Source organism: Virgibacillus kekensis (assembly GCF_042654125.1).
GTDB lineage: Bacteria > Bacillota > Bacilli > Bacillales > Amphibacillaceae > Lentibacillus > Lentibacillus kekensis.
Genome location: NZ_JBHSFU010000007.1, coordinates 238268 through 251739, shown reverse-complemented (window position 1 = coordinate 251739; position 13472 = coordinate 238268). Strand labels below are relative to the sequence as shown.

Genomic DNA, 13472 nt, shown 5'->3' with positions numbered 1-13472 from the left:
TGGAGGCACTACTTCTAAAAATAGTGCCTCCTTTTTATATTGGCGAGCGATTATATGGGTAAGAGTGTTTTGATTCGGGCAGGAGGGTATTAATTCAGCGCCGGGGAGGTTTTTTCAGCGCTAAATTGTGAAATTCGGCTTTTTCCAGCGTTCAGGGGTGCTGATTCAGTGTTCATCCGTGTTTATCAGCGCGCCCGCGACATTATTCAGCGAAACACCCGTCTTCCATATAAAAAGGACCTTCCATCACGGGAAAGTCCTTTCGTGAGACAACCTATAGGAAGCCCAGCATAATGCTAGCCCTTCTTCTTAATCCCAATTACGCGGCCGGCTTCTTTCGGGTTTTCGTCCGGTGTATAGTTGGCAGCAAATTCTTTAACATTCTCAAATATATCATCGGGAAACGGTGCTGGCCTGCCTGTTGATTGGTCAATTCCCATCAGCATCTGTTCACTTGTTGCAGCACGTTTGCCGTCTTTTCCGTATAATTCCAGAAAGCCATGGATACGTTTAGCATCATAATCAAGTATCTGCATACGGACTTCAAATTCCTCATCGAGTTTCATTTCATCCAGATACAGGACATGTGTTTCCAATGTAAATATTGTATAGCTTTGCGCTTCACGGAATCCAGCGTCAATCCCAACAAGCTCCATAAACTTATCGACACCCAAGCTGAATGCTCGGACATAATCCGCATCGTTCATATGACCATTGTAATCGATCCATTCTTTTGGCACGCGATCTCGCAATATTACTTTTGAAGTACTCATCATTGTTTCCCCTTACCTTAAAGTTTTCCGTTCAAATTAGCGGCTGGCCAGTATTTTTCAAGCAGTCCCTGCAGCTCAATCAAAAACTGATCACGGCGTTTTTCTAGCTCGTCCATCTCAACGCCTTCTGTCTGGGCCTCACATCCGGTGATAACTTTTTCGGCGAGTTCATCGGATAATTCAGGTGCTTCCAATTTCGTCCACGGCAGTTTCAATGCTGGTCCGAATTGTTCCAACAGATGTCGCATTCCTGCTTTTCCTCCACCCATGTGCAGTGTGAGAAATGGTCCCATCAGCGCCCAGCGCAGTCCTGGTCCATAAACGATTGAAGCATCGATTTCTTCCGTAGTCGCAATACCATCGTTTACAATATGCAGCGACTCACGCCATATAGCCTCCATCAGACGATCGGCGATATGGCCTTCAATTTCTTCCCGGACAACGAGGGGTTTCATCTTCATCCCGTCATAAAATTCTCGTGCTTTTTCGATGAAACTACTATCGGTGGACTTACCACCAACCAGCTCCACTAAGGGCATTAAGTAAACCGGATTAAATGGATGCGCCACTATAACGCGTTCAGGGTGTTTGGCACAATCAGCCTGCAATACAGATGGCAGGATTCCTGATGTGCTGGATGCAATGACCGTATCTTCAGGAGCAAAATTATCGATATCCGATATAACTTTTCGCTTTAAATTTTCTCGCTCTGGTACGTTTTCCTGCACGAAACCTGCATCTTTGACTGCTTTCTCAAGATTTTCCTCAAAAAACAAATTATCCACCGATGCATTCTCCGATAAACCCATTTGCTCCATTGACGGCCATGCATGATTGACTGCTTCGCGCATTCTGCCTTCCGCTGCCGGATCAGGGTCAACCGCGGTCACCTTGTAGCCGTTTGCCAAGAATCGAGTGACCCAGCCATTACCAATCACCCCTGTGCCAACAACCGTAATATGTTTTATTCCTGCTGCGTTTCCTGCTGTCATATTACTCCGCCTTTCCATATGGGTTTCTGAGATTTAAATAGTCGCGTGCTTCAGCAGGTGTCATCATTTCTTTGCCTAGACTTTGAACGATTCCTACCGCTTTGTCCACTAGCTGTTCATTAGTAGCCAGTGTACCTTTTTTCAAATAAAGATTGTCTTCCAGACCAACACGAACATTTCCGCCCTGAAGTACCGATTGTGCCACCATCGGCATTTGCATTCTGCCGATACCAAATGCAGCCCAATTGGCATTCTCCGGGATACGGCTTTTCATGTAAGCTAGTGTTTCGGCATCTGCATCAGCTCCCCATGGAATACCGAGACAGAACTGGAATAATGGATCCCCGTCAATCAGTCCCTCTTGTGCCAATTGGTTAGCAAAACGGACATGACCTGTATCAAAGCACTCCAATTCAGGCTTCACTCCACTCTGCTGGATCAATTTCGCCTGGTCGCGCAACCAATCAGTAGGACTCACATAAAGCTGATTGCCAAAGTTGACACTGCCACAATCCAACGTACACATTTCTGGAAGCAACGCGCCAACCGGTTCATGTCGTTCTGCCGGGGGCTGCATATCTGTACCTTCTCCGCCGCGGGACGGATCTTCCTCACTTGGTACCCAATCACCGCCACCGCCGGATGTAATATTAATGATGACATCTGTTTCCGCTTCACGAATCCGCTCCACTATTTCTTTATATAGATTGACGTCATGGCTAAGTTTTCCGGTTTTCGGGTCACGCGCATGAACGTGGGCAATGGTTGCTCCTGCTCTAGCTGCCTTAATGGCCGAGTCTGCAATCTCTTTTGGGGTAACCGGCACATGTGGGCTTTTCTTTGTTGTTTCTCCTGCTCCAGTAACGGCACATGATAGTATAACTTTATTTTTCATCTTGGTTGATTCCTCCTGCATTGTTATCATTATTAATTGGTACGTGTTTGAATATCTCACCGCTATCGAAAAAGTCGATCAGACGACGAATCCAATCATAGTAATTCATCCACTCCCGAATCTCCACTAAAACTTCATTTATCAGCTGTTCGTCCTCTTTGGTCAGCTCCTGGTTGTTCTGTAAGGTTTCAAGCTGTGATTGCAGCTTCTGCTCAAAGTGACGGCTTCTGCTGATTGCTTTCTGCCAATTCGATGTGAACAAAGATACGAAGGTCTGATAATAATCCTGCTCCACCTGGTATAAATCTTTTCGAACGCCTTTTTTAAACGTTCGTTCTGCGATATTAAGATCAATCATTTCACGAACAACCTGACTCATCCTCGTCTTACTCATGCCCGTTTCAGCCGATAACTCGTCCAACGTCATGGGCTCCCGCTGCATGTAAATAATCCCCAAAACGCGACCGACACTTGTGGAAACACCAAAGTAGTTCATATTATCAGCTATTTTTTCAATAAACTGTGTTTTCACTTCCTCGATTTTACGTAGATTATTATCCATCATAATCCCCTTTTCATTAATCCTGGTGGAACTTTATCATAAAAAATCCAAACGTGAAAATCACAAATCCCCCCGCAAATTTATGTTTTTTCGAGTAAATTGAAGCATAACCCTAATAAACTTTATAAATATAAAAGTTTACAAACTTTATAAAGTTTACATACCTGCATTTTCCCCTTACTATGGAGAACGTTGCTTACTAAACGTCGATTACAATTCCCTATCCCCCATTCCCACTGAAATTTACATTTTCATTACTAAACAAAAAACATCAAAAGAAAGGATTGAATATATATGAAAACAAAACTGATTGATTGGCCTACTTTTATAGGCGCATTAATATTACTTCTAGGCGTGACTATCCCTCTGATACTATACCCCGTAAAAGGTGCTGAGATAGTTAACCTCGCAAATGATTTCATGACCGGTAATTTCGGTGTGTTTTACTTATTAGTTGGTCTGGCGGCATTCGCTTTCCTGATTTTTGTCTCCTTCAGTAAAAATGGACATGTTAAGCTAGGTAATAAAGACGCAGAAAAGGAATTCGGAACCTTTTCCTGGGCAGCGATGCTATTTGCAGCAGGAATAGGATCCAGCATTCTGTATTGGGGAATGATTGAGTGGGCTTACTATTATCAGGGACCACCATTTGCCATCACCCCGGGCTCTAAAGATGCCATTTCATGGGCTTCCGCATACGGTATATTCCATTGGGGCCCTATAGCGTGGGCAATTTATACGCTTCCAGCTTTACCGATTGCTTACTTCTATTATGTACGAAAAAAGCCGGTTTTAAAGATTAGTGAAGCAGTCCGTCCAGTTCTGGGCCGGTTTGTCGATGGCCCAATTGGTGTTATTATCGATGTATTATTTATGTTTGGGTTAATGGGAGGTGCTGGTACGACTCTTGCCTTAGGTACGCCGATGATTGCCGAGGGCGTGCATGACCTTACTGGTATTCCAATAACACTAGGATTAAAAGCAGGAATTATGCTTGTATGTACGCTGATTTTTGCTATAAGCGCCTATTCCGGCCTTAGAAAGGGTATCAAAATTCTAAGTGATATCAATCTGTGGCTCGCTATTTTTGTATTAGTATTTATCTTTGTCTTCGGTCCAACGCTGTTTATCAGCGAAACAACATTAACTAGTATCGGACTGATTATGGACAACTTTTTCAAGATGGCAACATGGCTCGAACCGTTTGGTAATCTGGCCGGTTTTACTGAAACAGGATTCCCTGAATCATGGACAATATTCTACTGGGCATGGTGGGTCGTTTATGCACCATTTGTAGGACTGTTTGTCGCACGGATTTCACGGGGACGGACCATCCGTGAAATGGTGCTTGGTACCATGATATACGGAACTCTTGGGTGTGTGTTGTTCTTTGGAATAATGGGTAATTTCGGACTTTACCTGCAACTTACCGGTCAGCTTGATGTTATCGGATTTATGAACCAATACGGAGCGCCAGCAGCTATCATTGAGATTTTGCATCAGTTGCCAATGGCTGACGTAATGGTTGCGCTGTTCACCATTCTTGCAGTTCTATTCCTGGCAACCACTTTCGATTCTTCATCGTATATTCTGGCTGCGGTCGTCCAAAAAGAAGTACAGAGCGAACCTATCCGTTGGAACCGACTCTTCTGGGCATTCACGTTATGTCTGCTGCCGCTTGTGCTAATGTTCGTAGGTGATTTGGAAACACTTCAGACTGCCAGTATTGTTGCCGGTTTCCCGGTAATTTTCATCATGTTTTTACTGGCATGGTCCTTTATGAAGGCATCAAATACAGATATTCATGAATCAAAGAACTATGAAGCACCTACCATCCATATAAACCGGCGTGAAAGATTGGGCAGGTTACGCGAAGATAAGGATGTAACAAAAGAGGATTCTACTAAATAGATAATGTAAGATACCAAAAAGGCTCGGGAGCACCGAGCCTTTTTAGTCTTTTTTATGGGATGGTTTCAAGTTTCATTCTCGATGAGCTTGTTTGGATAAGTTAGTACCTATCCTAACATTGATTGCCTTATCTATCACTTGCGCCTACAAGCAGAGTAACTTTTTCAGGATTTTTTAGAATTAAAAGGAATCTTCATATCCGCTCGCTTCATAAAGTTCCTTGGGGGACAACTTTGACCATTCTTCAATGGTGGTATTAGGATGACTTTCTACATAGTCGCGTACAATATGATAACCTACAATGTAGCCGAAATTGCTCGGAAAGCCTTTATCCCCTCCAAAAAGTACCGTATGTATTTTTTTGCGATCTGTTGAATGTAGTACGGATTTTGCCTTATTCCATAGCTTTTTTTCTTCATCGGCGTTCATATAGTTATATACTGCTGTCGGGGGTTGGCCATATAATAATGAAGCAAAATATTCTGCTTTTCCTTCAAATATGATATTGCCAAGTAAATCCCACTTATAATTCTCTGCGTATTTTGCTGACCAGGTACTGTGATGGTATTCATGAGCTATAGTGCTTTTTAAAAGGACTTCGCTATAAGACGAGGAATAAAAAATCGAAATTCTACCAGCACCTATACTTAACCCAACATAATTTGCTTTCTCCTGCGGCAGGATACAAACAATTGTATTAGGCCCTGGAAATTTATTAGAGGATGCCTTTAAAGCCTTAATAGTAAGATTCTCTATATTTGAGACGTTTAGCACTTTATTTTGGCTTTTTATCTTACCTAAGTTTGCGGGAGGGGAATAAACATAGTCCTCTACTAGTTGTGAAGATGCCCCACTAAAACATTGATTTTGAGTGTGATCCATCACTACTTTTTTCCACAACTTAAAGCGTTCGCTTTTGCTTTCAATGTCCTCTACCTTCTTCACATACTGATCAACCCATTCATAAGCAGAAATCACACGAAAAGTCTGTCCATTTTCATTTTCTGCGGTAGTCACGTACTTTTCACCATCTTCTTTATGGGCAGACGCTTCGTTGGTTGATTGTTCACTTGTCTTCGCGTATTTAGTACTTGGTTGAGTATGCTCACCATCCTTTGAACCAGAACTCTCACATCCCCCTATCCATAAGGTTGTTACCAAGAAAAAAATAATAGCTTTTTTCACGAAATCCCCCCATTTTTCCTACCTGTACTACGATTATATAAATGTAAAAGATTCAAAAATTATCCAATTATACTGCTATTCATCTTGGTCTTTCCTTTTCTATGTAGCCCGTTAAATATAAATAAATTAAATTACTATTGATACATTACCTTTCCATATACAAAAAAAGAGCACTAATCATTTTTTGATTAGTACCCCATAATTTTCCTCCCTCGTATGCGCGAGTTATTGCAAGGGAGAAGTTCTTCTACTATAAAACTTACGCAAAACCGAATCCTAACCGGCCAAAGCCTAGAATCAGTGTGAGGATAACCGCGATAGCCAGCTGAATCCACCAGCTTGTGGTTTTCTCTTCCCTTCCTGACTTCATGCTGATCATTTCCATGGCAAAAATAGCCCATATGCCAGCAAGTGCTTTGAAAATGGCCTCTCCCATTTGCGGACCACCAAAATATGCGGCCAGTAATGAACCACCGGAATACAATATCAATAAGTAATCAAGACGAAGTATCATTTGTGTAATTTTAGCGCCTTTTGCTTTGCCGGACTTATTCAATATTACCACTATGGCAAACAGAATAAATGCCAAGACCCATGCAGTGACATGGAGATGTGTATTCATCTTATGTTTTCCTCCTTCAATCCTTTATACATACCAAAACTATCATATCACGTTACCCAATCAAACTCATATGAATATTCCTTGAACTTTCCTCTAAAGAAAATTAGTATGAAAACTGTTATACTGAAGAGGTAGTGTGAAAATTTAAAATCGGAGGGATAGTATGGCACGAACTAGTCAACAAATTATCGACCAGACTCAGGAATATGGCGCTAAAAATTATCATCCTCTTCCTGTTGTTATTACAAAGGCCGAGGGTGTTTGGGTTGAAGATCCGGAGGGTAACCGCTATATGGATATGCTGAGTGCGTATTCAGCAGTGAACCAGGGTCATCGCCATCCTAAAATTATTGACGCACTGAAAACACAAGCTGACGCTGTAACACTGACCTCACGAGCATTCCACAGTGACCAACTTGGTCCATGGTATGAAAAAATCTGTAAACTAACCAACAAAGAAATGGCACTTCCAATGAATACTGGCGCAGAAGCCGTTGAAACTGCACTTAAAACAACACGCCGCTGGGCTTATGATGTGAAAGGCGTCCCGGAAGATAAGGCGGAGATCATTGTATGTGAAGGAAACTTCCACGGCCGGACACTGGCAGCCGTTTCTCTATCATCCGAAGCGGAATACCAGCGAGGATTCGGCCCATTGCTTCCTGGTATTAAAGTAATCCCTTATGGTGATATCGACGCGTTAAAAGAGGCTATTAACGATAACACTGCCGGCTTTATGTTTGAACCAATTCAGGGTGAAGCAGGTATTGTTATGCCGCCGGAAGGTTACCTGAAAGAAGCATATGATATTTGTGCAGAAAATAATGTCCTTTATATTGCTGATGAAATCCAAGCAGGGCTTGGCCGTACAGGTAAAATGTTTGCCTGCGACTGGGAAGATGTAACGCCAGATATTACTATCCTTGGTAAGGCACTTGGTGGTGGAGTATTCCCTATCTCCTGTATCGTAGCCAACAAAGATATTCTTGGGGTACTTAATCCAGGGTCTCACGGTTCAACTTTTGGAGGTAACCCGCTAGCATGCGCGATTTCACTTGCATCCCTTGAGGTTCTTGAGGAAGAAGAACTTGCAGAACGCTCACTTGAACTTGGGAATTATATGATGGGCGAGCTGCGTAAAATTAAAAATCCGCGCATTAAGGAAGTTCGTGGTAAAGGGTTGTTTATCGGTGTTGAACTTAGTGAACCAGCCCGTCCATATTGTGAAGAACTGAAGGAAAAAGGATTACTATGTAAAGAAACACATGAAAATGTAATCCGCTTCGCTCCTCCACTTGTTATTAAAAAAGAGGATCTAGAGTGGGCAGTTGGACATATTAAAGAAGTTTTGGAAGGTTAAACAAAAATGCAGACCAAATCTACGTTTCGATCTGGTCTGCGTTTTTTTCCCTATAAAAAAGACACTCAACAAATGAGCGTCTCAGTTTATTCTATATATTCATCTTTTCCCTGCATTTCTCCACCATTTCATTTAAAGCTTTCGTATGACTATCAGCAAAGAAACCAATTGGCTTAATTTTTTCATCTGAATAATCACCAATTTCCTTCGCATAACCAATAAACGATCCAGCTCCGTTCTGCGTTAAGGAAATCTCCCAGGTCCATTGATGTACAGTATCTTCATCCTGTGGCTTGTTAAGCCGCACCAAATATTTGTCTACTCTGCACGGTCCTTCTTGATCTACTGGCTGTCCTTCTAACACGCTTGATCACTCTCCTGTTCCCTCATCGGATATTCAGACCTGTACGGCCCTTTAACTTGCTGATTTATACATTGGATTCTCTTGGTTATCATATCAGCAAGCAACTCCTACTACATATTTACCCGATTTTTTGTTTATGCAAGCATGTTTTAAACATTTCATGTGAAAACAGGCTGCTCTTTTTAGATTAAATAAACAATAATAAACTGACAGCCATAACAGCCATTCCACCGATAACACCGTAAATAGATAAGTGTGTTTCATCATATTTTTTTGCTGCCGGTAATAATTCATCCAGTGAGATGAATACCATTATTCCTGCGACTGCCGCAAATATCATCCCAAACATCACGTCCGTTAAATACGGCATAAGAATCAAATAAGCAGCTAATGCTCCGATTGGTTCGGATAACCCGGATAAAAATGAGAGTTTGAATGCTTTTTTCTTATCGCCTGTTGCAAAATAGACAGGTACTGATACGGCAATCCCCTCTGGTATATTATGAATGGCAATGGCAACTGCGATTGCGAATCCGAGCCCTGGATCTTGTAATGCTGCGGTAAACGTAGCTATTCCTTCAGGGAAATTATGAATGGCAATTGCCAGCGCGGTAAATGTCCCCATTTTTAACAGCGCGGGATCATTTCCCCCATTAACAGCTTTATTCATATCTTCCACTTTTTTAATCTCATGAGGATTCCCCTGTTTTGGGATAAATTTGTCAATTATCGCAATCAGTAACATACCCGCGAAAAATCCTGCAACAGTCAACCAATTCCCTGATACCACGCCCATCGAGCCGACAAGAGCATCCTTAGCTTTTATAAATATTTCCACCATCGAGACATATATCATCACACCTGCAGAGAAACCAAGCGATACCGATAAAAATTTTGTATTCGTTCGGGAAGTGAAAAATGCAAGTATACTTCCAATCCCTGTGGCGAGCCCTGCCATCAAGGTCAGACTAAATGCCAGAATTAAATTTTCTGTCATGCTATTTTCCTCCAATCGTTTAAATGAACACATTATATGAATTAATTTAAAATTGTTTCCTTTACGCAACTTTTACTTAAAAAAATATAGTTGTTAAAGTTTACTGTATGCAACATTATTGTACGTTGTTATAAATTATATGTAAACCCTAATTGAAGTAAAACCTGAATTTTTTCCTGCGTTAAAAAAGGTACAAGCCAAAATTCCCGACTTATACCTCTTTTATATATTTATAGCTGGCTCTTTTTTCGTAACGGTTGAGCCTTTTGGTAGGTAAGACTGCGCCACAACCATTCAAGTGGACCAAACCGATATCTCGCAAGCCACCATTTGCTGAAAAGGATCTGTAGACTGTACACCACCACTATAATTCCCATAGCCTCAAGCGGTCGGACAGTCCCATACAAGCCAAACCCGATTCCATAAAACAGCACAAAACAGACGATTGACTGTGTAATATAGTTGGTCAGCGACATACGGCCAATATATGTCAGCGGCTTGAGAAGCTTTCCGCCGAATGTACTTCTAAAAATCAATGTCACTGAAAATAGATAGAACAAGGCACACGCCGTACCGCCAATATTATCCTGAATATAGTAAAACCAATCTGGGTTCCCGTATAAATAGGGTCCCAACTTTAGTGCCAGGAATAACAAGAGGCTTACTGTCCATCCAACCCAGAGTGCTAGTTTATGATCTTCCGGCTTATGTAGCCATCGCTTTCTAGCGATATACATGCCGAACAGGAAGAGCGGCAACAACGTGGTCAGCAACATAATATATGCAAAAACACTACTGCCGTACAGCCAATCATTCAGGTTTTGCGAAAGAATAACCGACAAATCACTACTTCGATAATTTTCTGTTACCTGCTGAATTTTTAATAGGTCATAGCTACCTAGGTAAGCCCGAAATTCATACAGCATCTCAGAGTAATAATATACGCTCCCCCCAAGCAACAGGGCTCCCCAAATCAGCATAGTTATTTTTTTTCGATAAACAAATACCAACAATAATAACCCGGTCACGCCATACGAAAGCAATATGTCACCGTGCCAAATCAGAAATGCGTGAACTATTCCAAAGCCAATCAATACAAGCAGCCTTCTTAAAAGAAAGGGAATGACTGCAATATTCTTTTCCTCAAGCCGCTCCTTCAGTATCTGAATTCCAAAACCGAAGAGGATTGAAAAGAGTGTATAAAAGCTCGCCTGGAAAAAAATATCGATGAAAGCTTGGATAAACTGGTCAGTCGGTGAAGTCCATGCATCGTCTTCACCGCCGTACATAAAATACGGTGCGGAAAAAGCGCCTATATTTACAACAAAGATACCGAGCACCGCAAAACCGCGGGCGGCATCAATCCAGGTTAATCGTTCTGGTCCCTGCATCGGAGAAACAGTATTCATGTATGTCCACTAACCTTTCCTCAATACGCTTGTATTAATTACTCTTCGAAAAAACATACGCCAAGAATGTTGCCATCGGGGTCTCGAAACTCAAAGGAGAGGACATCGCCATAATCTACTATCTCATCTACATCCACGTTATTTTCTTGAAGACGTTCGTGTGCCGCTTTTATATCATTCGTGAAAAAATTAAATTGGCAGTGGGTTGCCGGTTTAACTTCACTCGCCCGTACCAAAGTCAGAGGTGTTTCGCCAATTTCGATAGCTGCATACCCACCCTCTTTTTGAAACCAGCGTAACTCAAGGTCCAATACATCTGTATACCACTCAATCGACTTTTCTATGTCCGTGACTTCCAGAAATACGGTATCTATCCGTTTGAATAATTTTGTCATTTCGTCCAGCTCCCTATCTTAAGTGCTCATATTTTTCATCTTTATACAGGTTGGGAAGATACGCTTCCAGCAGGTTTCCATCCGGATCAGCAAACTTGAAATGCGCTTTACCGCCACCCTCAATAATCCTTGCACCCATTTGTCTCAGCTTTTCTCTACATGCCTCAGCCTGACCAGGCGAAATAGCCAGCACCGGATGTGTAACATTGTCGTCAAAGGATTGGACCCCTTTCTCAGGGTGCTCGATTAAGCAAACTGCTGCTGGGGTGCCACTACTCTCGCTAATCCCCAATACAACCGTATTCCCGTAATCCTTCTGTACTTTTAAACCCAGAACATCCTGATACCATTTGACTGCTCGTTTCATGTCACTCACCCGTAAGTTGACCTGATAAACTTCTGTAAGTAGATTCATAGATAAACACCCTTTATTTAAAGCTTTATGTAATTAATCCACTGTTTCTCCAAAACTTCTCTATTTATTCATTCTACTTTTTGTTGAAATTTACCTGCATACAGACAAAAAAAGCGCTTCTCCCTACGTAAAGAAACGCCTATTTCCAAACTATGATTTATGCTTTCGTTGCATATCCCGAAGATAATCTTCCGACTTCCCTTTTGGAATGCTCAGTGTCTCCCACTGCGTTCCCTTAACCTGTTTTCCAATATAAATTATCTGTCCGATGTGTGATGCATAATGGGCCAATTGACGCTCAATCGCATCAATTACCAGGTGAGCCTCGCTCCTAATATACACTTCATTCAACAGGTCCTTCTCTTCCAGGTTATTTAATGCATTAAAAAGATTCTCCCATCCCTTCTCATACATACTAAGCAATTCAGCTTTGGAAAGAATGTCATCAACAAATTCGTCATCACGGTTACGGGTTGGTTTTTCTCCGTCTGAAGTCAAGAAATCAGTCCACCTGGAGAGCATATTTCCGTATAAATGTTTTACTATGATTGCTACACTGTTGGACTCCTTGTTTGGCTGCCAGCGCAAGTCATCTTCGGAAAGCTGGTCAATTGCCTTCTTGCCCTGATTTTGGATGGTTTTAAATCTATCTTTTACAATCCTTAAGTATTCAGTGCTAACGTTCATCGAACCACCTCCTGAATCAAATTTCTTTTAAATGCTTAGTACAGTTAAATAAGCTACAATCCCAGCCCTCGTCGTTTTTATCCAGCACAGTAACAGAAGTGTTTTTAAGTGATTCGTCAACTTTGAATAAAGGTACTATTTCTTTCACAAGATGCTTTATAAATGAACCATGGCTCACAACCAATATATTTTTGTCCCTATGTTTCTCGCTGATTTCATCAAAAAAAGAAAGTCCTCTGCTGATAACCTTCTCCGTGGGTTCAAATTGCAGATCCTCTTCCCACCATTTTTCTCCCCACTTTTCAACTCTCTCAGCTGGGGTTGTCCCTTCAATCAGTCCCCCGCCCACTTCACGGATTCTTGGGTCCACCTGCACAGGGATTCCAAGCTTTTCAGCCACAACCTCTGCAGTTTGCTGTGCTCTTGACAGATTACTAGAGTATATATAATCCCATTTTTCGTTTTTCATCCGTTCTGCAAGCTGGCGGGCTTGCGCTATACCATCCTGATCAAGGGGAATGTCAGAGCTTCCTTGAGCCCGTCTCTCTTTATTCCATGCTGTGGTCCCGTGTCTTATAATGCCAATTCTAGTCATATGTAAATTCCTTCTTTCTAATTTTGTTCACGTTTCACTAGTAGATATAAAATAATTAAAGTATGTCTTAAGACTCTTCCCTCCCTACAACAGAGTATTTTATTACCTTACAAGCCTCCCCCACCAATTCCTGGCGGGCCATTTCGGCGAGACTTTTCTTTTTCTATCGCGATTTCAACTTCTTTCTCATGTTCTGTTTTTTCCCTATGCCTAGGATATGGGTTCCTTTTCTTTTTTCCTTTGTCCCTATAAATCATAAAAGCAACTAATGTAATTAGAAATAATCCCCACAATATGTTGGAAAGCATCC

16 protein-coding genes are annotated in these 13472 nt (G+C 41.7%); 2 read left to right on the top strand and 14 right to left on the bottom strand.

Annotated features, from left to right (window positions below; translation table 11 throughout):
• Nucleotides 1–296: 296 nt before the first annotated feature.
• The 4 genes from ACFO3D_RS13610 to ACFO3D_RS13595 are packed head-to-tail and all read right to left on the bottom strand — an operon-like array spanning nucleotide 297 to nucleotide 3225.
• Complete coding sequence (locus tag ACFO3D_RS13610) at nucleotides 297–773, bottom strand: thioesterase family protein (protein ID WP_390296950.1); 477 nt, start codon at nucleotides 771–773, stop codon at nucleotides 297–299.
• Between the two features lie 17 nt (nucleotides 774–790).
• A complete protein-coding gene (locus ACFO3D_RS13605) occupies nucleotides 791–1765 on the bottom strand; it encodes a 3-hydroxyacyl-CoA dehydrogenase NAD-binding domain-containing protein (RefSeq protein WP_390296947.1) in 975 nt (324 codons plus the stop codon).
• Between the two features lies 1 nt (nucleotide 1766).
• Nucleotides 1767–2660, bottom strand: a complete 894-nt coding sequence (locus ACFO3D_RS13600; protein WP_390296944.1) for a beta-keto acid cleavage family enzyme — start codon at nucleotides 2658–2660, stop codon at nucleotides 1767–1769.
• Nucleotides 2650–3225, bottom strand: coding sequence for a GbsR/MarR family transcriptional regulator (locus tag ACFO3D_RS13595; protein WP_390296940.1), 576 nt, complete (start codon nucleotides 3223–3225; stop codon nucleotides 2650–2652). The genes ACFO3D_RS13600 and ACFO3D_RS13595 overlap by 11 nt, the downstream gene beginning before the upstream one ends.
• Nucleotides 3226–3516: 291 nt before the next feature.
• Here ACFO3D_RS13595 and ACFO3D_RS13590 point away from each other — a divergent pair, with 291 nt between their 5' ends.
• Nucleotides 3517–5133, top strand: a complete 1617-nt coding sequence (locus tag ACFO3D_RS13590) for a BCCT family transporter (RefSeq protein WP_390296937.1) — start codon at nucleotides 3517–3519, stop codon at nucleotides 5131–5133.
• 180 nt (nucleotides 5134–5313) lie between these two features.
• Here ACFO3D_RS13590 and ACFO3D_RS13585 read toward each other — a convergent pair whose 3' ends face one another.
• On the bottom strand, nucleotides 5314–6318 hold the full coding sequence (locus tag ACFO3D_RS13585; protein WP_390296934.1) for a DUF2268 domain-containing putative Zn-dependent protease: 1005 nt from the start codon (nucleotides 6316–6318) through the stop codon (nucleotides 5314–5316).
• A gap of 259 nt (nucleotides 6319–6577) precedes the next feature.
• Entirely contained in the window at nucleotides 6578–6940 is a 363-nt protein-coding gene (locus tag ACFO3D_RS13580; RefSeq protein WP_390296931.1) for a YisL family protein, read from the bottom strand.
• A gap of 163 nt (nucleotides 6941–7103) precedes the next feature.
• On the opposite strand from ACFO3D_RS13580, the gene ACFO3D_RS13575 reads away from it, so the two are divergent.
• Nucleotides 7104–8300 carry an ornithine--oxo-acid transaminase gene (locus tag ACFO3D_RS13575; RefSeq protein WP_390296928.1) on the top strand — a complete coding sequence of 399 codons (1197 nt, stop codon included), beginning with the start codon at nucleotides 7104–7106 and terminating at the stop codon, nucleotides 8298–8300.
• A gap of 91 nt (nucleotides 8301–8391) precedes the next feature.
• On the opposite strand, the gene ACFO3D_RS13570 is transcribed toward ACFO3D_RS13575, so the two are convergent.
• From ACFO3D_RS13570 to ACFO3D_RS13535, 8 genes are all read right to left on the bottom strand, one after another.
• A complete protein-coding gene (locus tag ACFO3D_RS13570; RefSeq protein ID WP_390296925.1) occupies nucleotides 8392–8664 on the bottom strand; it encodes a hypothetical protein in 273 nt (90 codons plus the stop codon).
• 187 nt (nucleotides 8665–8851) lie between these two features.
• Nucleotides 8852–9661 (bottom strand): zinc transporter ZupT, encoded by an 810-nt coding sequence (zupT, locus tag ACFO3D_RS13565; RefSeq protein WP_390296922.1) that lies wholly within the window; start codon nucleotides 9659–9661, stop codon nucleotides 8852–8854.
• Between the two features lie 230 nt (nucleotides 9662–9891).
• Nucleotides 9892–11070: a DUF418 domain-containing protein gene (locus ACFO3D_RS13560; protein WP_390296919.1), complete on the bottom strand. Its 1179-nt coding sequence runs from the start codon at nucleotides 11068–11070 to the stop codon at nucleotides 9892–9894.
• A 38-nt stretch (nucleotides 11071–11108) separates the two neighbouring features.
• Nucleotides 11109–11465, bottom strand: a complete 357-nt coding sequence (locus tag ACFO3D_RS13555; RefSeq protein ID WP_390296916.1) for a VOC family protein — start codon at nucleotides 11463–11465, stop codon at nucleotides 11109–11111.
• Nucleotides 11466–11478: 13 nt separating this feature from the next.
• On the bottom strand, nucleotides 11479–11880 hold the full coding sequence (locus ACFO3D_RS13550) for a VOC family protein (protein ID WP_390296913.1): 402 nt from the start codon (nucleotides 11878–11880) through the stop codon (nucleotides 11479–11481).
• Between the two features lie 150 nt (nucleotides 11881–12030).
• Entirely contained in the window at nucleotides 12031–12567 is a 537-nt protein-coding gene (locus ACFO3D_RS13545) for a DUF1572 family protein (protein ID WP_390296910.1), read from the bottom strand.
• A gap of 16 nt (nucleotides 12568–12583) precedes the next feature.
• Complete coding sequence (locus ACFO3D_RS13540) at nucleotides 12584–13162, bottom strand: histidine phosphatase family protein (RefSeq protein WP_390296907.1); 579 nt, start codon at nucleotides 13160–13162, stop codon at nucleotides 12584–12586.
• 107 nt (nucleotides 13163–13269) lie between these two features.
• The gene (locus ACFO3D_RS13535) at nucleotides 13270–13470 is read right to left on the bottom strand and encodes a hypothetical protein (RefSeq protein WP_390296905.1); all 201 of its coding nucleotides are present in this window, start codon (nucleotides 13468–13470) and stop codon (nucleotides 13270–13272) included.
• Between the last annotated feature and the right edge of the window lie 2 nt (nucleotides 13471–13472).

Coding starts and splice junctions, on each gene's coding strand:
- ACFO3D_RS13610 (WP_390296950.1), bottom strand. CDS start 773: ATGAGTACTTCAAAAGTAATATTGCGAGATCGCGTGCCAAAAGAATGG.
- ACFO3D_RS13605 (WP_390296947.1), bottom strand. CDS start 1,765: ATGACAGCAGGAAACGCAGCAGGAATAAAACATATTACGGTTGTTGGC.
- ACFO3D_RS13600 (WP_390296944.1), bottom strand. CDS start 2,660: ATGAAAAATAAAGTTATACTATCATGTGCCGTTACTGGAGCAGGAGAA.
- ACFO3D_RS13595 (WP_390296940.1), bottom strand. CDS start 3,225: ATGATGGATAATAATCTACGTAAAATCGAGGAAGTGAAAACACAGTTT.
- ACFO3D_RS13590 (WP_390296937.1), top strand. CDS start 3,517: ATGAAAACAAAACTGATTGATTGGCCTACTTTTATAGGCGCATTAATA.
- ACFO3D_RS13580 (WP_390296931.1), bottom strand. CDS start 6,940: ATGAATACACATCTCCATGTCACTGCATGGGTCTTGGCATTTATTCTG.
- ACFO3D_RS13575 (WP_390296928.1), top strand. CDS start 7,104: ATGGCACGAACTAGTCAACAAATTATCGACCAGACTCAGGAATATGGC.
- zupT (WP_390296922.1), bottom strand. CDS start 9,661: ATGACAGAAAATTTAATTCTGGCATTTAGTCTGACCTTGATGGCAGGG.
- ACFO3D_RS13560 (WP_390296919.1), bottom strand. CDS start 11,070: ATGAATACTGTTTCTCCGATGCAGGGACCAGAACGATTAACCTGGATT.
- ACFO3D_RS13555 (WP_390296916.1), bottom strand. CDS start 11,465: ATGACAAAATTATTCAAACGGATAGATACCGTATTTCTGGAAGTCACG.
- ACFO3D_RS13550 (WP_390296913.1), bottom strand. CDS start 11,880: ATGAATCTACTTACAGAAGTTTATCAGGTCAACTTACGGGTGAGTGAC.
- ACFO3D_RS13545 (WP_390296910.1), bottom strand. CDS start 12,567: ATGAACGTTAGCACTGAATACTTAAGGATTGTAAAAGATAGATTTAAA.
- ACFO3D_RS13540 (WP_390296907.1), bottom strand. CDS start 13,162: ATGACTAGAATTGGCATTATAAGACACGGGACCACAGCATGGAATAAA.
- ACFO3D_RS13535 (WP_390296905.1), bottom strand. CDS start 13,470: ATGCTTTCCAACATATTGTGGGGATTATTTCTAATTACATTAGTTGCT.